This window comes from Fictibacillus solisalsi (genome assembly GCF_900103485.1).
Classification (GTDB): Bacteria; Bacillota; Bacilli; order Bacillales; family Fictibacillaceae; genus Fictibacillus_C; species Fictibacillus_C solisalsi.
Genome location: NZ_FNHW01000001.1, coordinates 438,915 through 456,664 on the forward strand (window position 1 = coordinate 438,915; position 17,750 = coordinate 456,664).

Below are 17,750 nucleotides of genomic sequence, written 5' to 3' on the forward strand. Positions count from 1 at the left end.
AGGCATCCAAGGAAAACCCGCTGTCCAAGCGGGTTTTTAAATGGATAAAATTTCCGTGTTCACAATACAACGATTTAGGGTAAAGGTCTGTAGGACAACAACAGAACGGGAGTTGCTAGAATGAAAAATAAAAAACCGGTGATAGGTATTACTTGTTCCACGAAGGATATTGGAGGGCTTGAAACGGCCTATCTTCATTACAGTTATACGACATCAGTGATGAGGGCCGGCGGGGTGCCCGTTATCTTACCCATGGCAGATAAAGAGATAGCGAGAGAATGGGCGGCTCTGTGCGATGGTATTCTGCTCAGTGGTGGCGAGGATATGGATCCCCAGCAAATCGGTGCCGAACCTCATCCAAATCTCGGCAAGGTCATTCCGGAAAGAGACAAGACAGAAATGGATCTCATTGAGTTTGCCAAGGAGCAGGATATGCCGGTTTTCGCCATTTGCCGGGGAATCCAGGTGCTTAATGGTGCGCTCGGTGGTACTCTGTACCAGGACATATATGATGAAAGGGAAAAGGTCATTAAGCATTATCAGGATGGTGCAAGGGACGCTGCCACCCACTCCATCTCGATCGAGGAAGGCTCGGTGCTGGCTGAAATTATCGGAAGCAACGAAACTTCCGTCAACAGCTTTCATCATGGAGCTGTCCAAGAAGTGGCACCCGGCATGAAAGTCACGGCCAAGGCACCGGATGGTATCATTGAAGCGATTGAAAGTGAAGACTTTAATAAAAATTGGATCCTTGCTGTTCAGTGGCATCCCGAGGATATGACCGAGGTGAGCGAAGAAATGTACCGATTGTTTACCTATTTTGTTAAAGCGGCAGAGGAACGTGCAGGGAAGAAAGAAACCGTATCCTCTTCATAAAAACCATCAAAAAAGCGGCGGATTGCTGAAATCCGCCGCTTTTTTCTAATTTTCATAGTTATGCTGTTCTTCAATCCGTCCGTGTTCGTTATGGATGATGGCCATGGTGCCGGCTTTTTCTGCCATGCGGTTGGCCTCTTTTACCGCTTCGGATTTGGAGCCGGTTGTGTGTTGTGGCTCGTCTTCTCCTTCTTTCTTTACAGCCCAGCCTTCTTGTTCATGAGGAACCACATGGAAGTGGGCTTTATCGGTTCCTGCCCGGTCCTCGAAATATTGGTCGCGCTCCTCATTTCCAGAACGATTGTTGTTTTGTGCCATGATATACCCTCCTGTGTGATGAATTAATCAATGTACTATACTCTACCCGCATCTGTAGGTTTCAACACGGGTTGTTTAGCTTATTTCTTCAATGTTCCAGGTGTTTTCAATAGCTACACCCCCCTTAAGAGTTTGGGCCACGGGGCAGTTCCGTTCAAAAACGTTGAGAGCCCGAATAGCGGCTTCTTTTTTGCCCAGGGGAACTTTCAGGTTAAAGTGGCATGATATTCTGGTGATTTTCAAAACGCCCTCCGGTGCCTCAATTTCGCCTTGAACGTTAGCGGATAATGTGTCGGGTGATGTTGGTATGTGACGCGCATCCAGCGCGCCTGCTAATGTGCCAGTCAGTCAGCCACCGGCAGCGGCAACAATATGGTCGAGGGTGGATGGGTACTCCACCTCGGGTTCCACTCCGTAAAATTGTTTAACCCCGCCATGTACACCATATAAAACGGGATCAGGAAATTCTCCGATATACGCTCTGCGGACCTTGTTTTTTGTGTCATCCTGAAAGATGATAATGCTTGTTAACGCAATAGGATCACTCATTATTCACCGCCTCCTTATCTTCCTTAATATCCCTGCGGACCTTGTTTCAAACCTTTTCGTTTTCGTTGGGCGGAACAAAAACAGAAAGATGGCGGGAGAGGACAGATGCGGTAAAAGGCAAGGGTTCTCCTTCATCTCCGTCAATATTGACAGCCATTGTTTCAGAAGAAGAAACAGCAAGGGATGAAGACTGTATGTATGTCACATCGGAATGCTCTTGCAGTTCCCCTTTGAATAGTTTCGGAAAAAGATTCAGGGTGCCTGGTAATGAAATATTTTTAAATATATATACATGAAGTCTGCCATCGTCGACCTCAGCCTGGGGAGCAAGCTTCTCGAAGCCGCCAACAGAGTTGGTCATCGCCGCCACCAAAAGGTAGGCATTTCCTTCCCAAGTTCCCCCGTTGTGGGAAATCTTTAATGAAAACGGCGTTTTAGTGGCCAGTGCTTTTATGCCTTCCACAAAATAAGCAAGCGGACCAAGTTTTGTTTTTTGGTCAGTGCTCACATTATAGGAGGCTTCAGCAATCGCGCCTACAGCAAGGACGTTCATAAAGTATTGATTGTTAACTTTGCCGATGTCGGCTTTTCTGAGGTTTTTATAAGGAAGAATTTTTAAGGCTTCCTGGGCATCAAGCGGAATTTGAAGAGCTCTCGCAAAGTCATTGACCGTTCCAAGGGGAATGATGCCAAAATGGGGGCGATGCTCTTGCTCAGCAAGGCCATTTACTGCTTCATTCACCGTTCCATCGCCGCCCATTGATAGAACAGTATCATAATGTTGCTCACATGCATTCTTGGCGAATGCAGCGGCGTCGCCTTCCTTTTTAGTTTCACAGACCAGAACTTCATCATGAAATGTTTGAAGAACCCTTTCAGCTTCCGGAAGGAGCTCCATGGCTTGTTCTTTTCCTGAAGAAGGATTTATGATGATCATGGCTTTTTTCAATAGAATTGATACCCCCTTTTAGTGATTTCTCTTCTGAAAAATACCCGTTTCAGGGAAGATTCTAACCATATGGATGAAATGCCCGCGGAAGTCAACAAAAACATACACTTATAATCCAGTATTTGCCTGATATTCCGCGATTATGGTAACCTGCAGCAAAAGGAGACTCACTTAGAGCCGGTACCCTTTCATAATGATTGTTCTTTGAGCAAATGCATATTGTAATCTTCATCCGGCCAACATAAAATAGGAACATAGGTTTGTTTTTAGGGAGGGAAAAATAGTTGCAAGAGGAATTGCGGTATTTTTTTATGTACAAAGAACGCATGGCAGTGACCAATGATGTTATCATCCAATTCATGGATTTTAAGGGGAAGCGCCTTGTACGTGCGACCGTACAGGATCTGAATACAACCACCAACCAAAAGTTAAAAGAGGATGCCCGAACCCAATGGGAACAGATTAAAAAAGCAGATACACTTGAGCAAAAATAAAAACGGGACTATCGAAACATGTCTTTTATCACAGAAATTTGTAAAATAATGTAGAAATATTCCGAATTTTTGTTATACTAAAGAAAGTGGATGAACAAATCCGCAGAGAAGGAGGGAAAAGATTGTCTTAACCTGCATTCAAGGGTAACCAACGGGGGCTGGATTACTTCCAAATGTGAGAGGGGAACGGTTTATGGACAAAAAGGCCGAGGATCAGGGAAATCAGTACGAAATCCATGGGGACACCATGGCATTGCTTCCTTTTTATCAGCAGTATGGGGAATTATATACGAAGGTTCTTGAAAAACATCAAACACTGGTAACACGTGAAAAGCCTAAAGGTGTCATTCAGTATAATTGCCGATATTATGGCTCAAGTTACCGGGGCAGAAAGGATGGGGCTACCGCCATTCTGGGTTACAGGAAACGGGCACCAATTGTGATCAGTGAGCAGCTGGGCATTTTCTTCATACCTCTGGAATCACCAGATAATGAATCATGCATCTGGATTGCCCAGGCTCATGTAAAACAGGTCAAACCCACCTCGCCAGACACCTCAGACATCATTTTTTCAAATGATACCTTCATTTCAGTCAACCAGGGGAAAAGCGCCCTTGAAACAAAAATCCATCGTGCCGCACATTATCGTTTTGTATTGGAATTGCGGATCAAAGAGAAAAAAACACCCTATTCCCATAGTTTTATTTCACCATAAACATATAACCGTAATGCCCTGGGAGCTGAGATGGCAACCAGGGTTTATTTAGTATTTTTCTTTCCCTGGGTTGTGTTTTCGCAGAATGATATTGCTGCTTTGGCTTCATACTAATAGCAGGATGGAGGATGCGGCAATGAAAAAACGGACACTATACTGCCTGTTCATGCTGGTTGTTTCGGCAAGTAGCCTTATGCTTCAGTTTCCGGATACTGCACAGGCTTACAAAATTGAACGGAAATATTATGAAGAAAAGGGGCAGGTGATCTGGGATGTCCCCTCTCCACAAAAGGAAGTAGCCATAACGTTTGATGATGGCCCAAACCCTCTCTATACACCAGCGATTCTGGATGTTTTAAAAAAATATCATGCAAAAGCAACCTTTTTTGTTGTTGGCAAGCACATCAAACGGAATCCGGAGATCGTTAAACGCGAAATAAGAGAAGGCCATGAGCTCGGGGATCATACGTACACCCATCCCCACAATTTTTCCTATGCTTCCAAACAGCTGTTCACAAAAGAAGTGACAAAAACTGAAAAACTGATTGAAAAAGTACAAAAAAACAAAGTGAAACTATTTCGTCCTCCAGGTGGAAACCTGAATAAGCAAATCATCAAATATTCAAATAAAAAAGGATACAAAATCATATTGTGGTCCTGGCATCAAGATCCAAAAGATTGGCGAAATCCGGGATCGGGCTACATTTCCCGCCATATCCTTTCCAATGTGAAAAATGGGGATATCATTTTGCTGCACGACTCCGGAGGGAACCGCAGGCAAACGATCGAAGCATTGGAGATTGTATTGCCCGAACTGCAGAAACGGGGTTTTAAATGCGTAACAGTATCCGAATTATTGAAAAATGATCCGAAGTTCACGCCGCTATTTCCCGCGGAATTGGAACCCTTTAAACAATTAGATGCACCTTCCTGATGGGCTTTCTTAATTGAGGGCCCGTTTTCTTTTATTTCCGTACCTGACCATTGCTTAAGGAATAGTATATGGTATCACGGGAAAAAAGAAGGGTTGTGAACCAATGATTAAAGTAGGGCGTTCACGGTTTGGCAGAGGCATATTTGCAACCCGCGATATAAAAAAAGGAGAGCTGATTCATGAAGCTCCCGTCATAGCGAGTCCGAAAGAAGAATGCAAATATATGCTAAAAACGGTATTGGCAGACTACGTATTCAATTGGGATGACGGATACGCCATCGCATTGGGATATGGATCCCTGTTTAACCATTCGTTCAAACCAAATGCCAGGTATATCTTAAAAAAGAAGGACTTGGTTATACAGTTTTATGCCTATAAAGACATAGCAGACGGAGATGAAATCTTCGTCAACTACAATGGCGATCCAAAAGATAAACAGAAGTTATGGTTTAACCCGGAGTAAAGTTCTTCACACGAAAGCCCCTTGCGATCAAACGATCGAAGGGGCTGTTTCTTGTTTCTATTTCGTGTGGCTTTGGGACAAAGAAGGACTGTTCAGTTTTTTTTGTTTTTGATGGTTCGTATTTTGCCAATCCGACCGCCATGCCACCGCCATTGCAATCAGGAGAAATACCCCGGTCACAAGGAAGACGCTGTGAACGGTAAATATGCCTCCGATGAATCCGCCAAGAATTGGGCCAAGCATTCCGCCGATTTGGTTGGCCGTCTGGTTCAATCCGAAGGCTCTTCCTCTGAATTCATCAGGTGTTACTTTTACGACAAGGCCATTAATGGCCGGAAACACCGCACAGAAAAAAATACCGTAGACAAAGCGGATGATGGAAAATCCCCAGATGTCGTGAAACAGCAGCTGAGCGAGGGTTCCAATTCCGCCGCCAAACAGCCCAATGATCAATACGGTTCGAAAACCGATTCTGTCTCCGAGCTTGCCCCAAAAGGCTCCGAACAAGACACTGGCAATCCCGGGCAACGAAAAGATAACTCCCGCCAAAAAGGAGATATTGTGCTCAGCGCTTCCCAGTTTTTTAATATACAACGGAAGGACAGGTTCTATGGTCATAAGAGAACATACGGTGACCATCGTCAAAAGTAATACAATCATAAACGGCCGGTTAGAAGCTGCGGTTTTAATATCCTTAGTGACTGATCCCTTCACCTTACTGGGAGTAAAGTTGTCTTCGGTTACTAAAAAGATGACAAGCAGGGTAGAAATGAGCACCATGAAGCCACCGCTTGCAAAGGACCACCGATTTCCGGCGAGAGCTGATATACTTCCGCCAAGCAGCGGGCCAACAATACCGCCAGAGGCCGTTGCTGTAGAAATCATTGCTAAAGCGTAGCCGACATGTTTCTTAGGGGTATTGGTTCCGATCAATGCAATGGAACCAGGTATAAATCCGGTCAATAGCCCCTGCATGATTCTGAGGGCGAGGAGCTCATAGGCATTGGTAACAAAGGCAGTAAGCGTATAAATGACAAAAAGTGCAATCCCTGCGCGGATAATCATTGGCTTTCGCCCATACCGATCCGCAAGCAGACCCCAATAAGGGGAAGAGATGGCTCCGGCTAAAAAAGCGGCACTGAACAACACTCCTGACCACATCTCGGTGTTTTCATGAACGCCGATCTGCAGAAGGAAGAGAGGCAAAAACGGAATGACCATTGAATAACTGGCCGAGGTAAAGAATACACCGATCCATAACACCCACATATTTCTTTTCCAACGTTCCACTAAATTCACTTCTTTCGCTCATAATTAACATTTAGCTATTATAGCATTAAAGTTTATGAAATAACCTATAAAAATCTTACTCTTTTCTTTCAAGTGGAAGCGTGGTGGAATGCTTTATTTCTTTTAAAGCCAGGCTGGTCTGAATTCGGGAAATGCCAAGCTTGTTTAATTTTTTTATAAAGGCTTCCAAATCCTTTCGCCCTTTATTGGCAACTTTTAAAAGGTAATCATATTCTCCTGTCAGGCAATAACACTCCAATACTTCCGGCATGTCATGCAATGCCGCTTCCAGCACCTCCAGCTTGTCGGTTTGATGAAGGTTGGTGCTGATAAAAATAAAGCAGAGTAAGTCAAAACCAAGTTTCTCCTGATTGAGAATGGCGACTTGGCGTTCAATATAGCCTTCCTGGGTCAGCCGTTTAATCCTCATATGAACAGCCGGAGGGGATAAATTAATCCTCTTTGCAAGCTCGGCATTACTAATCCCGTCCACTGTTTGCAAAATATTTAAAATCTGCAGGTCCACGCTGTCCAAAGCTCTGATGTCATCCATTTTTATCACTTCCTAATTTTATTTAGCGGGAATAGCTATAGGTTAGATTGAAGTTAATTAATTTTTTTGATTCGCCTTATATGTTGAATTTTATTTCGATTATACCATATTATTTAAAATTTTATTATCCATTTTATTATTTCGTGTTAACATTTTAAATAAATATTTGCAGGGGGTGTTTCATTGTGCCAATGATCTATGTATTACTTCTTCTGTTAACAAGCTTGTTTTGGGGCGGCAACTTTGTAATCAGTAAATCGCTGATCGGGCATGCTTCGCCAATGACATTGACCAGTTTACGGTGGATGATTGCCATCGTATGTCTTTTTCCGATTGTATGGCGGAAAGAGAAGAGACTGCTGCCTCCCAAAGCGGCAATCCTTCCTGTTTTCTTGATGGGCATGACGGGCGTTGTTCTTTTTAACGTGTTTCAGTTTGTGGCACTTCATGAAACAACAGCTACCAATGCAGGGCTAATCTCTACGTTAAATGCCATTTCCATCGCCTTATTTTCTTCTGTGTTCTTAAAAGAACGATTGAACAAGCTGCAGTTACTGGCTATGCTTGTATCGCTTTCAGGCGTTCTTCTCGTTTTGACGAAAGGAGAGCTTCATTCTTTGCTATCTTTGACATTTAACAGGGGTGATCTATGGATGGTTGGAGCGGTATGCATCTGGGGAATCTATTCGGTATTTAGCAAGTGGGCCATGATGAAAGCTTCTCCACTAATCTGTACGCTGTATTCCGGTGTGTTCGGCTTAAGCATTTTGCTCCCGTTTAATGCCGGGGATTTTACGGTAACAGAGTGGGATGCTTCCTTTACCGTATCTCTGCTCTATACAGGTGTGGTCTCAACGGTTTTATGCATGCTTTTTTGGAATATTGGTGTGCAAAAACTCGGGGCTGGTTCATCGGGAATCTTCTTGAATTTCAATCCTGTATTTACGTCCGTACTTGCGTATTTTCTATTAGGTGAGCAACTGACATGGATGCAGGGAGCCGGCAGCTTGTTGGTTATCGGGGGCTGTCTTCTTTTTTCATTAGTTAAGAACGTTTCTATAGAAAAAATAAAGCAACAAGAGTCTTTGGCATAAGAAGGTTCCGTAAACGGACGTGTTTGCCTATAATAGGAACAAGCTACTTATTGAGTAAAGGGGCGTCCGCTTTTGGAATCGGAAAAACAATTAATGAGTTTAATCAATGCGGCACGTGTTCTGACGTCCACGCTGGATCTGGACAAGGTGTTGCATCAACTGATGCAGGAAGTCGTACGGGTGATTGAAGGAGCGAATTCCGGTATTCTGTTCATATATGATGAAAACAGGAATAAGCTCGTCGTAAAAAGCGGGATCGGCTTTGACCTGGAGTACTTGCAAAAAATTGCGCTGGATGTGCATGAGGGGATGACGGGTAAGACCTTCAGTACAAAAAAGGGTCAAATCTTCCGGCATATGAGGGATACAACGCGGGCGATGGAAAATATCCAAAGCGAGAATCAAAGTCTGTTCAATAAAGCAGTCGGTGCCCATCAATATCCGGTGAGCACCATTTGTGCACCGCTTTTGTCCAAGGAAGGCTGTATTGGTGTTTTGACCATCGACAGTTTTTCGGAAGAAGTCTATTTCAATTCACGAGATCTTCTGCTTTTGGAAACCTTTGCGGCACAGGCGACCATCGCGATTGAAAATGCCAGTCTGTTCGCCCATCAGGAGCGATCGGAACGCATTCACTCGGAAATGGCAGCTGCATCCCTGTCTCATACAGGGATGAAGGGAATCAACACGACCCTTTCCAGGCTCGTCCAAAAAGAGACCTGTGTGTATAATGAGCATCTTGAGATCACAGCAAGTTCTTCAGATGAAGCAGAAAACAGGGGCAATGGACTCAGAGTCCATCAAGAAGATGAGCTTAAAGATATCATGTATAATCTCCAAGGGATCTCCGCCCGGCATGAAGCAGACGGGGCTGCATTTTATTTGTTTCCGATACAAACCGATACCATCACCATCGGAATTCTCGTTGTATTCGCCAAGGAACTCGATACGCTCGATCAGCTGGCGATTGATTTGGGCTGCAGTTTGTTTGCCCGTGAGATGATGGGTCAGGAGCGCATCAGAACCGACCTCTATAATTATGAGGGGTATCTTCTTGAACAGCTGTTCGACCAAAGAATAGATATGTTTTCTCTCCCTCAGCGCAGTCTTGTGGGCATTTCGGAAAAAAGCCGGTTTTTGTGCATCAATCTGCTGATTTCCAATGATTTTCTTCCGTTCCATGAACTTAACCGAAAAAGACAGGTGTTCAATCGGCTGCTGTACCGGGAAGTCAAACATTCACATGATAAAGTTTTGATATTGGACCGGAACATGGAGTATGACTTGCTGGTGATTATTAATGACTCAAGAAGCGAAGGAGCAATTCTTGAGGAGTTTATCCGTTTTTTTAAAGACTTTAACGAAAAAGTCCAGGAACTTATGACGTTTGTCTTTCATGCCGGGCTTGGGAGGGTGTTCGGACAGATTTCTGAAATTCAGAGCTCTCACCGTGACGCCAAACGCTGTGCCCAGTACATCCGCTCACGGAATAACGACGAGATCATCTTTTCCTATAAAGACCTCGGAATCTATCGTCTTTTTTTAAAACATGAAAGAGATGAACTTCAGGAATTCGTCCACGATATGATTGGGCCGCTCTTGGCTTATGATGAAAAACATGACTCTGAGTTGTTCAAAACCTTAAAAACGTATATTGAATGCAATCAGAATATGACGTCAACTGCGAAAGCTTCATATGTTCACTTGAATACGATCAAATACAGGCTCCAGAATATCAGGGATTTGCTGGGGAAAGACAGTATGGAGGGCAAACGGATTTTCGAACTTCAGATGGCTATTTATATGAAAGAATACTTGGCATCTTCATAAATTGTCAACATTGGACAAAAAGGGACAATCCTTTTTGTCCTTTTTCTATATATTAATAGTTGACTGACTATTCTATACTTTCTAATAACCAAATCGAAGGAGTTTTCATATGGCCGTATTACAAAAAGGTACACTCAAAGAACGACTGTTGGAAAACTACTCGGGTGAGCTGGATCATTCGGGTGTTTCTGGGGAAAGGGTAGCAAGCCGTCTCTCTCTTTTATCAGAGATCGGAGCCACAGCAGACGGAGGATCCTGTAGAATCGGGTTTTCAAGAGAAGAGCGACAGGCGAAGGAGCTCGTAAAAAGCTGGATGCGGGAGGCTGGCCTAAAGGTGAGGGAGGACGCTGCAGGAAACGTCATCGCCGTTTTTGCCGGCAGCCACCCAAATGAGCCGGTGGTGTTGTCTGGATCCCATCTGGACAGTGTTCCAAACGGCGGGCATTTTGACGGGCCGCTGGGTGTCCTTTGTGCCCTGGAGGTGGCAGAGGCCTGGAAAGAAAGCGGGTACCAGCCGCATCGATCCTATGAAATGATTATCTTTTCAGACGAAGAGGGTGCCAGGTTTAACGGCGGATTGACAGGCAGCCAAGCATTTACGGGAGAGCTGGAACTGCAACAGCAGCTCAAGTTGAAAGACGGTGAAGGAAAGCCGTTTGAACAGGTGGTCAGGGAGTACGGGCTGGCGGCCGACCGTTTTTTAGATGCACAAAGAGATTTAACGGAGATTGCTGCATTCATAGAGGTACATATTGAGCAAGGAAAGGTCCTTGAGAATAAAGATGTTCCAGTCGGTGTGGTAACAGGTATCGCTGGACCCAAGTGGATAAAGTTTTCTTTTAAGGGGTCCGCAGACCATGCAGGGAACACACCCATGAATGACAGAAAGGATGCGCTTGTCGCTTCCAGCTGGTTTGTGTATGAGCTTTCGGGTATCCCGAAAGAGGTAAGTCCCACAGCAGTGGCAACAGCGGGGAAAGTGGAAGTGTTCCCAAACGGCATCAATGTAATTCCCGGCCAGGCAGACGTATACGTAGATATGCGGGATATCAGTGAAGCGTCCGTCACGACTTTAAGTGAGAAGATTATTCAAAAGGCACAAGAGGCAGCACAACTGCATGGAATGGCTGTTGAATACAACGAAACGCTTAATGTGGCCCCGGTCCCCATCCAAACGGAGATGCAGCATTTGCTCCTGCGGGCTGTGGAAGAGATGAAGCTGACGCCGGTCCTTCTGCCCAGTGGAGCGGCACACGACACCATGGTACTCGCACGGTATGTTCCTGCGGCCATGCTGTTTGTCAGAAGCCAAGAGGGCATCAGCCATCATCCGGATGAGTGGACCACTCTGGATGATTGCGTACAGGCGGTCCATGTATTGAAAAAAGCAATTGAATCGTTAGTATCCAGATAGATAAACAAGAAAAGATGGAGTGATCAGCATGGAAGTACAGACAAAATCAATGAATCTTTTAGTGGATGAAGTAAAAGAAAACGTAGTGAATTGGCGAAGGCATTTGCACCAGCACCCCGAGCTATCGTTTGAAGAAGTGAATACCTCGAATTTTGTATATGAAGTACTGAATTCATTTGGCAATATTGAACTTTCGCGTCCGACAAAGACGAGCGTGGTCGGCAGAATCATCGGTGCTAGGCCTGGAAAAGTGCTGGCCATACGAGCGGATATGGACGCACTTCCTATTCATGAAGAAGTAGAATCCGAGTTTTCTTCCGTTAATCCGGGAGTGATGCATGCCTGCGGCCACGATGGACACACTGCCATGCTGCTTGGAGCAGCTTCAGTATTTTCTCAATTAAAAGATCAGATTCAAGGAGAGATTCGTTTTCTTTTTCAGCATGGTGAAGAATTGTTCCCTGGAGGGGCAGAGGAAATGGTAGCAGCCGGGGTGATGGACGGTGTTGATACCGTGATCGGAGCACATCTTTGGGCCCCCCTGGAAATCGGCAAAATCGGAATTGTGTACGGAGCGATGATGGCTGCCCCGGATACCTTCACCATTACGGTCAAAGGAAAAGGGGGCCACGCTGCGCTGCCTCATCAGACCGTGGACAGCATTGCGGTTGCTTCACAAGTGGTGACGAACCTCCAGCATATTGTTTCAAGGAATACGGATCCGCTTGACCAGCTCGTGCTCTCTGTCACGAAATTCATCGGAGGCACAACACATAACGTGATTCCGGGAAGTGTTGATATTATGGGAACCGTTCGAAGTTTTGATGCCTCACTTCGGGAATCCGTGCCAGCTACCATGGAACGGGTGATTAAAGGCATTACGGAAGCACACGGTGCTGGATATGAGTTTGGTTATGAGTTTGGATATCGTCCAGTCATCAATGATGAGCAGGTGACAGCCGTTATGGAAGAAACGGTAAAAGAGCTTTATGGCGAAGAAGCTGTTGACCGTATGAAGCCGAATATGGGTGGAGAGGATTTCTCTGCGTTTCAACAAAAAGCAGCGGGGGCCTTTATTTATATCGGAGCCGGCAACGAGGAAAAAGAAGCGGTGTATCCTCATCATCATGCGAAATTTTCCATTGACGAAGATGCACTGGAAAAAGGGGTGCGCATCTTTGCCCACGCAGCAGTTAAACTGCTGAATTCATAAGAGAAAGAAGGAGAGATTGTTATGAGTTTAATCAAATGGCTGGCGCTCATTCCGTTTATCGGACTGCTCGGCGGTACGTATTTTGCCAACAAAGTGACACCGTATCTTTTCGGAATGCCCTTTTTACTTGGTTATTGCGTGATTTGGGTAGTAATTACAACTGTTATCATGGTGGTCATCTATAAATTGGATCCAAAAAACAGGGAGGGGGATGCATAATGAATGCAGCATTGATTATAATCTTTGCCGTGATGGTCATGTCGATTTTTCTTGGAATTCGGGCAAAGAAAGGAAAAGATATGGACCTGGAGCAATGGTCTGTTGGCGGCAGGGGATTTGGAACCATTTTTGTGTTCCTTTTGATGGCAGGAGAAATCTACACGACCTTCACGTTTTTAGGCGGAAGCGGATGGGCTTATGGAAAAGGGGGCCCAACCTATTATATTATCGGGTACGGGTGTCTGGCCTATATTATGTCCTACTTCCTTCTTCCAAAAATCTGGAAGTATGCCAAAGAGAATCAATTATTATCGCAATCTGACTTTTTTGTAAGCAAGTACAAGAGCCCTTATTTAGGCATACTCGTTTCGCTTGTTGGTGTAGTAGCTATGATTCCTTATTTTGTTCTTCAGCTGAAAGGGCTTGGCATCATCGTTTCAGAGTCTTCCTATGGGACGATTTCATCTACAGTCGCCATCTGGATCGGACTGGCGGTAGTGACCATTTATGTTATGGTTTCGGGAATTCACGGTTCTGCCTGGACAGCGGTTGCCAAGGATATTCTTATTCTGGTCGTTGTGCTATTTCTCGGAATTTATCTGCCTATACACTATTATGGCGGCATTCAGCCAATGTTTGAGGCGGTTGAAGCGGCCAAACCAGGATTCCTGGCACTTCCGGACAGCGGTATGAGTCCATCCTGGTTTGTGACGACTGTCCTTCTGACCGCGCTCGGATTTTACATGTGGCCGCATACGTTCGGCTCCATTTATTCAGCACAAAACGAAAAAGTGTTCAGAAAGAACGCAATTTTTATGCCGATTTACCAGCTTGTTCTGCTGTTTGTCTTCTTTGTTGGATTTGCAGCCATATTGCAGGTGAAAGGGTTGACTGGGGCCGATGCCGACCTTGCTCTTCTCAGGCTGTCCATTCAAACCTTCGATCCTTGGGTAATTGGCGTGATAGGAGCGGCGGGGATTTTAACAGCGCTAGTTCCGGGTTCAATGATCCTTATGGCCGCTTCTACTATTCTGGCCAAGAATGTGTATAAAGTGGTAAAACCAGATCTTTCCGATGCGCAAGTTACTCGAACGGCACGTTATCTTGTTCCTGTTGTTGCTCTTATCGCCGTTTTCTTTACCTTTAAAGGAGGCAATACACTTGTTGCCCTTCTGTTGATGGGATACAGTCTTGTTACTCAGCTTTTCCCAACTCTTATATTCAGCTTGATGAAAAATAATTTTGTGACTAAAGCGGGAGCCTTTGCGGGTATAGGTTCGGGTGTGGCAACAGTGGCTTATATCACCATCACGGGTAAAACGGTAGGTTCCATTTTTCCTTTTCTGCCACAGGCCATTCAGGACTTTAATGTAGGAATCATTGCCATGATCGTGAACTTGATTGTTTTGTTTGTCGTATCAGCAGTTACTAAATCCTCTGCAGTGGTGAATACAAAAACAGAAAAAGCATTATAGGATGGAGGGAGAATGACGTAATTCTTCAGTCATCTGTTCTACAAGATCGGGACGGCCATGGAATTGGGCAGGTGTATTTTGAAAAAGCTGGATTTTCCAGGTGTTATCCATTTTTACAGCAATAAGAGTTTGGTGGGCGTTGAGCGCAGGATTCAACGCCTTTTCGCCATGAGGAATCATCCCTGCTATGGCACGTAAAAGGGCGCTGTTTTCGCCTAACAGTTTGATCGCCTTGACCTTGCAGGTAAAGGGAGGAGTAGGGTGGTCATTGAAAATGGGTGACAGGTGAGAGCGGATGTCTTCCCGGCCGATGATCTGGCTGCCGTCAAATCCTATCATTTCCCCATCTTTTAAAAATTGTGCGGCCATTTCATCTGAATTACGATTGTTCCAGGATATAATCAGTGTTCGATAAAGCTTCATAATCTCTTGCAGGTTTGAAGAATTCATAGTTCTACCTCCTTCTTTTCTAATTCTAGCTTGCACTTCCATTAGGGTTATCGTCAAGAGCCTGCGTAAAAAAATGGACACCGCTTTTCTATTACAAAGGGTTTCTGCATAAGATGATTCTGATAGAATTGCATAAGATGTGGTATAAGGGTCCTCCTCGTCTATAAATCTTGTATCCATCGTTATTGCATTACTCCTTGTGCTTGCGTTGTTAGTGGCTGTGCTCCTGGGAACACATGAACAGCAAGCAATTATCCGGGATGCTTTAACAGCAATTCTTGGTGCTTAAATGTAACCATAGAATGATAGTGGTGCCCCTTATATGAATCTTCGGAGACTTGATCTTCCGAAGATTTTTTGTTTTGATTTCTTAATGCTTGTCATTGGAAAATCAACAGATAAAACGATAAAATAGGTTTCTACACGAAATGATGTTTATCGTTTTGTTTCCCTAATAACCCCTGATTCTGATGCAGTTTTTGATCGGAATCATCCGAAATAATACGAAAGGATTTTAAAGGAGTAAGGGCGCAGAACGTCAAACCTATCATGTGTAGTTGCCAACCTAAAAAATTTGGTGCAGGAGGGATCAGCATGAAACGCATTGTAACATACGAGCCCAACAAGCCCGATGCAACTGATATTGCAGATATTATTAGAGACGCTACGGAATATACGAACGATGATTCATACAGAACGGACTTGCTTTCAGTTAACCATATTAATATCCTGCTGCATGTGATTGAATTACTGCAAGAGGAGAAGCAGGAACAGGTTCAATACGCAGAGCGGCATTTAAAAAAATGGAACGAACAATGGGAAGAAGGTGACCTTCGCTTCATCCCCGAGGTGCTTACTATGCTGAATAGCATGGTAGAAAACCCTTCTCCGCTGTTGGAGCGGGTGGGCAGCCTGGCCTCCCATGAATAAAACGTTTAAAACAGCATTCCGTTTTTTGGAATGCTGCTTTATTATGCCGTAACATCCTCCGCATGTTTTGCATAGGCTGTAAAGACAATAGCCCAATCCATATTGGGAACAGAAGGAGCGGATCGGCATGGCAGAAGAAAAAAATCTCCCGATTCATCAGGAAGATGAGGCACTGGATGGAAGGAATGAAGCCTTCGACGCGAGCGGGTTCATGAATCTTGCTGGAAGCGTATTGAATAATAAAAAAGACGACGAGGTGCTGGATCTCGGGGGCATGATGATGATGGCGGCAAACCTCCTCAAAGATGAGAATCTTCTCGGAAATCTTGGTTTTGCTCAACAAACCGAACTGATGGGGGAAGATCAGTCAGACAGTGAAATGGAGTGGCTTTCCCGTCAACTTCATGATTTAACAGTTCAGAATGCAGAATTAAAGGGAGAACTGTTGGCGATTAAAGAACAGATTTCAGAAACGAAAGAAGCGATTTCCCGGTTGGTTGAGGCCTCTCAAAAGAAACGCTGGTGGCAATTGGGATGAACCTGACGAATGAAAGAAGGAAGACCAACATAAGGTCTTCCTTCTTTATTGTTTTTTAATCTCTTCATATTTTTGAAACCATTCAGGAAAAGCTTTGTTAAAAGGCACAGGCCTGAAGTTTGTGCCATGTACCACAATATGAGTCGTCGTCCCGGTTGCACAGATGTGTTCCTCTTCGCCGTTTCTTTTTACAATTTCAAAGCCATAGACCGTTTTCGACCGCTTATTTTCTTCCACCCATGTTTTCACAAACACCTGATCACCAAATCGAATCGGTTTTTTATATGTAATTTCAAGATTGTATACCGGGGCATAGTAGCCCAGTTTCTCCATCTCAAGATAATTAAAACCGGCATCAGCGATGAGAGCGGATCGGCCGAGTTCCAGAAATTTGACATAATTTCCGTGGTAAATGACACCCATCATGTCGGTGTCGGCATAAGTAAGTTGAATCTGTGCAGTTGATATGTACATCCTACTGTCTTTCCTTTCTCTATGAGTAACTTCTTTTTATATTGTATATCCTTAACCAAAAGAGAGGGAGCAGGGAGCAAATATACTCGTATAGCATTTTGTGCTAGGTCTTTTGGCATGTGCAGTCCGTGTTGTGGCATTTAGCCACAGATAATCATAGTGTAGTCAGTTATTATTAAAATAACTCTAAAAAAAATAGACGGTGAAATATATGCGGCATTGGTTAGGAAAACTAAGAAAAGATAAAGGATTTACACAGGCATATGTAGCCAGGGAGGCGTTTATTGACAGAAGCTACTATGCCCAGATAGAAAGCGGGAAACGAGATCCAAGCTACGAGGTATCATCTAAAATCTCAAATGTTCTTGGATTCCATCCAGCCGTTTTTTATTCCGAAAGTATAAGCGAACCCTTTAACAGTTCATTGGATAAATCTCCGGTGATTGTGGCACAATGCGACCTGGAATTACGGTATACCTGGCTGTTTAATTCACATAGTGATTTCAGCAATGAAGAAGCGATCGGCAAGTGTGATGATGAACTGGCAGTCAACCAGGGAACGGCAGAGTTAATGGAATTAAAGCAGCAGGTCATTTCAACAAACCAATCAGCAAGAAAGATTATATCCTTTCCTTCATCAAATGGGCTAATATCCTACGATATTTATTGTAAGCCATTATTAGGTGAAGATGGAAGCGTAATCGGCGCTGCCACTATTTCGACAGAAATTAGCGGGTATTATAAAGAGAAATAATAAGTGAGAACCTTAATTACAGGTTCTTTTTTTAAATGATTTAGTGAACCTGTTGTAAAACGATTGTTTAAGGATAAAATACCTGGTAAATCTAAAGGATTTTTACATAAATTGAAGAAGTGATAAAAGGTGAAGTATAAGCAGAAACCTTTGAATCAAAATCTTTTTCAGAGCATAAAAGAAGGTATTATATGTATCTGGTTTTTAGTAAAAAATAT

22 protein-coding genes are annotated in these 17,750 nt (G+C 44.1%); 14 read left to right on the plus strand and 8 right to left on the minus strand.

Translation table 11 applies throughout. The annotated features are described in order from the left end of the window. The first annotated feature begins 120 nt into the window (after nt 1–120). Entirely contained in the window at nt 121–876 is a 756-nt protein-coding gene (locus tag BLT53_RS02260; RefSeq protein ID WP_090232457.1) for a gamma-glutamyl-gamma-aminobutyrate hydrolase family protein, read from the plus strand. 45 nt (nt 877–921) lie between these two features. Here the strand turns inward: BLT53_RS02260 and BLT53_RS02265 are convergent, their stop codons facing one another. From BLT53_RS02265 to BLT53_RS02280, 4 genes are all read right to left on the minus strand, one after another. Next, complete coding sequence (locus tag BLT53_RS02265; protein ID WP_090232459.1) at nt 922–1,194, minus strand: DUF2188 domain-containing protein; 273 nt, start codon at nt 1,192–1,194, stop codon at nt 922–924. Nucleotides 1,195–1,269: 75 nt separating this feature from the next. Beyond that, nucleotides 1,270–1,542, minus strand: a complete 273-nt coding sequence (locus tag BLT53_RS02270; protein ID WP_090232460.1) for an OsmC family protein — start codon at nt 1,540–1,542, stop codon at nt 1,270–1,272. Beyond that, a complete protein-coding gene (locus BLT53_RS02275; protein ID WP_090232462.1) occupies nt 1,543–1,743 on the minus strand; it encodes a hypothetical protein in 201 nt (66 codons plus the stop codon). A 46-nt stretch (nt 1,744–1,789) separates the two neighbouring features. After that, complete coding sequence (locus BLT53_RS02280) at nt 1,790–2,692, minus strand: diacylglycerol/lipid kinase family protein (protein WP_090232463.1); 903 nt, start codon at nt 2,690–2,692, stop codon at nt 1,790–1,792. A gap of 284 nt (nt 2,693–2,976) precedes the next feature. On the opposite strand from BLT53_RS02280, the gene BLT53_RS02285 reads away from it, so the two are divergent. The 4 genes from BLT53_RS02285 (at nt 2,977) to BLT53_RS02300 (ending at nt 5,298) form a co-directional block, all read left to right on the plus strand. Next, on the plus strand, nt 2,977–3,186 hold the full coding sequence (locus BLT53_RS02285; RefSeq protein ID WP_090232465.1) for a hypothetical protein: 210 nt from the start codon (nt 2,977–2,979) through the stop codon (nt 3,184–3,186). 193 nt (nt 3,187–3,379) lie between these two features. Continuing rightward, nucleotides 3,380–3,901 (plus strand): competence protein ComK, encoded by a 522-nt coding sequence (locus BLT53_RS02290; RefSeq protein ID WP_090232466.1) that lies wholly within the window; start codon nt 3,380–3,382, stop codon nt 3,899–3,901. 136 nt (nt 3,902–4,037) lie between these two features. Continuing rightward, entirely contained in the window at nt 4,038–4,835 is a 798-nt protein-coding gene (locus BLT53_RS02295) for a polysaccharide deacetylase family protein (protein ID WP_090232468.1), read from the plus strand. 103 nt (nt 4,836–4,938) lie between these two features. Continuing rightward, nucleotides 4,939–5,298 carry an SET domain-containing protein gene (locus tag BLT53_RS02300; protein WP_090232469.1) on the plus strand — a complete coding sequence of 120 codons (360 nt, stop codon included), beginning with the start codon at nt 4,939–4,941 and terminating at the stop codon, nt 5,296–5,298. A 57-nt stretch (nt 5,299–5,355) separates the two neighbouring features. Here BLT53_RS02300 and BLT53_RS02305 read toward each other — a convergent pair whose 3' ends face one another. Both BLT53_RS02305 and BLT53_RS02310 read right to left on the minus strand, forming a co-directional pair. After that, a complete protein-coding gene (locus BLT53_RS02305; protein ID WP_090232471.1) occupies nt 5,356–6,588 on the minus strand; it encodes an MFS transporter in 1,233 nt (410 codons plus the stop codon). Nucleotides 6,589–6,664: 76 nt separating this feature from the next. After that, a complete protein-coding gene (locus BLT53_RS02310; protein ID WP_425284646.1) occupies nt 6,665–7,141 on the minus strand; it encodes an Lrp/AsnC family transcriptional regulator in 477 nt (158 codons plus the stop codon). Between the two features lie 185 nt (nt 7,142–7,326). On the opposite strand from BLT53_RS02310, the gene BLT53_RS02315 reads away from it, so the two are divergent. The 6 genes from BLT53_RS02315 to BLT53_RS02340 all read left to right on the plus strand — a co-directional run bounded on the left by BLT53_RS02315 (nt 7,327) and on the right by BLT53_RS02340 (nt 14,386). Then, nucleotides 7,327–8,235: a DMT family transporter gene (locus BLT53_RS02315; RefSeq protein ID WP_090232472.1), complete on the plus strand. Its 909-nt coding sequence runs from the start codon at nt 7,327–7,329 to the stop codon at nt 8,233–8,235. Between the two features lie 72 nt (nt 8,236–8,307). Continuing rightward, complete coding sequence (locus BLT53_RS02320; protein WP_090232474.1) at nt 8,308–10,065, plus strand: helix-turn-helix domain-containing protein; 1,758 nt, start codon at nt 8,308–8,310, stop codon at nt 10,063–10,065. 109 nt (nt 10,066–10,174) lie between these two features. Next, nucleotides 10,175–11,479 carry a Zn-dependent hydrolase gene (locus BLT53_RS02325; protein WP_090232476.1) on the plus strand — a complete coding sequence of 435 codons (1,305 nt, stop codon included), beginning with the start codon at nt 10,175–10,177 and terminating at the stop codon, nt 11,477–11,479. A 28-nt stretch (nt 11,480–11,507) separates the two neighbouring features. After that, on the plus strand, nt 11,508–12,692 hold the full coding sequence (locus tag BLT53_RS02330; RefSeq protein ID WP_280138789.1) for an amidohydrolase: 1,185 nt from the start codon (nt 11,508–11,510) through the stop codon (nt 12,690–12,692). A gap of 21 nt (nt 12,693–12,713) precedes the next feature. Beyond that, entirely contained in the window at nt 12,714–12,911 is a 198-nt protein-coding gene (locus tag BLT53_RS02335; protein WP_090232478.1) for a DUF3311 domain-containing protein, read from the plus strand. Continuing rightward, nucleotides 12,911–14,386 carry a sodium:solute symporter family protein gene (locus BLT53_RS02340; protein WP_090232479.1) on the plus strand — a complete coding sequence of 492 codons (1,476 nt, stop codon included), beginning with the start codon at nt 12,911–12,913 and terminating at the stop codon, nt 14,384–14,386. Before BLT53_RS02335 ends, BLT53_RS02340 begins: the two co-directional genes overlap by 1 nt. Here the strand turns inward: BLT53_RS02340 and BLT53_RS02345 are convergent. Beyond that, nucleotides 14,381–14,836: an SgcJ/EcaC family oxidoreductase gene (locus BLT53_RS02345; RefSeq protein ID WP_090232481.1), complete on the minus strand. Its 456-nt coding sequence runs from the start codon at nt 14,834–14,836 to the stop codon at nt 14,381–14,383. The two genes, BLT53_RS02340 and BLT53_RS02345, sit on opposite strands and share 6 nt — an antisense overlap. Before the next feature lie 594 nt (nt 14,837–15,430). Here BLT53_RS02345 and BLT53_RS02350 point away from each other — a divergent pair. Next, nucleotides 15,431–15,766 (plus strand): hypothetical protein, encoded by a 336-nt coding sequence (locus BLT53_RS02350; RefSeq protein ID WP_090232483.1) that lies wholly within the window; start codon nt 15,431–15,433, stop codon nt 15,764–15,766. A 127-nt stretch (nt 15,767–15,893) separates the two neighbouring features. Next, nucleotides 15,894–16,304 carry a hypothetical protein gene (locus BLT53_RS02355; protein ID WP_090232484.1) on the plus strand — a complete coding sequence of 137 codons (411 nt, stop codon included), beginning with the start codon at nt 15,894–15,896 and terminating at the stop codon, nt 16,302–16,304. A gap of 45 nt (nt 16,305–16,349) precedes the next feature. Here BLT53_RS02355 and BLT53_RS02360 read toward each other — a convergent pair whose 3' ends face one another. Further along, nucleotides 16,350–16,778, minus strand: a complete 429-nt coding sequence (locus BLT53_RS02360) for an acyl-CoA thioesterase (RefSeq protein WP_090232486.1) — start codon at nt 16,776–16,778, stop codon at nt 16,350–16,352. A gap of 211 nt (nt 16,779–16,989) precedes the next feature. On the opposite strand from BLT53_RS02360, the gene BLT53_RS02365 reads away from it, so the two are divergent. Further along, complete coding sequence (locus BLT53_RS02365; protein ID WP_090232487.1) at nt 16,990–17,532, plus strand: helix-turn-helix domain-containing protein; 543 nt, start codon at nt 16,990–16,992, stop codon at nt 17,530–17,532. The last annotated feature ends 218 nt before the right edge of the window (nt 17,533–17,750 follow it).

Excerpts from the sequence above, each read along its gene's own strand:
- BLT53_RS02265 (WP_090232459.1), bottom strand. The coding sequence starts at position 1,194 with ATGGCACAAAACAACAATCGTTCTGGAAATGAGGAGCGCGACCAATAT.
- BLT53_RS02325 (WP_090232476.1), top strand. The coding sequence starts at position 10,175 with ATGGCCGTATTACAAAAAGGTACACTCAAAGAACGACTGTTGGAAAAC.
- BLT53_RS02365 (WP_090232487.1), top strand. The coding sequence starts at position 16,990 with ATGCGGCATTGGTTAGGAAAACTAAGAAAAGATAAAGGATTTACACAG.
- BLT53_RS02310 (WP_425284646.1), bottom strand. The coding sequence starts at position 7,141 with ATGGATGACATCAGAGCTTTGGACAGCGTGGACCTGCAGATTTTAAAT.
- BLT53_RS02330 (WP_280138789.1), top strand. The coding sequence starts at position 11,508 with ATGGAAGTACAGACAAAATCAATGAATCTTTTAGTGGATGAAGTAAAA.
- BLT53_RS02350 (WP_090232483.1), top strand. The coding sequence starts at position 15,431 with ATGAAACGCATTGTAACATACGAGCCCAACAAGCCCGATGCAACTGAT.
- BLT53_RS02360 (WP_090232486.1), bottom strand. The coding sequence starts at position 16,778 with ATGTACATATCAACTGCACAGATTCAACTTACTTATGCCGACACCGAC.
- BLT53_RS02295 (WP_090232468.1), top strand. The coding sequence starts at position 4,038 with ATGAAAAAACGGACACTATACTGCCTGTTCATGCTGGTTGTTTCGGCA.
- BLT53_RS02290 (WP_090232466.1), top strand. The coding sequence starts at position 3,380 with ATGGACAAAAAGGCCGAGGATCAGGGAAATCAGTACGAAATCCATGGG.
- BLT53_RS02275 (WP_090232462.1), bottom strand. The coding sequence starts at position 1,743 with ATGAGTGATCCTATTGCGTTAACAAGCATTATCATCTTTCAGGATGAC.
- BLT53_RS02300 (WP_090232469.1), top strand. The coding sequence starts at position 4,939 with ATGATTAAAGTAGGGCGTTCACGGTTTGGCAGAGGCATATTTGCAACC.
- BLT53_RS02335 (WP_090232478.1), top strand. The coding sequence starts at position 12,714 with ATGAGTTTAATCAAATGGCTGGCGCTCATTCCGTTTATCGGACTGCTC.
- BLT53_RS02340 (WP_090232479.1), top strand. The coding sequence starts at position 12,911 with ATGAATGCAGCATTGATTATAATCTTTGCCGTGATGGTCATGTCGATT.
- BLT53_RS02260 (WP_090232457.1), top strand. The coding sequence starts at position 121 with ATGAAAAATAAAAAACCGGTGATAGGTATTACTTGTTCCACGAAGGAT.
- BLT53_RS02355 (WP_090232484.1), top strand. The coding sequence starts at position 15,894 with ATGGCAGAAGAAAAAAATCTCCCGATTCATCAGGAAGATGAGGCACTG.
- BLT53_RS02345 (WP_090232481.1), bottom strand. The coding sequence starts at position 14,836 with ATGAATTCTTCAAACCTGCAAGAGATTATGAAGCTTTATCGAACACTG.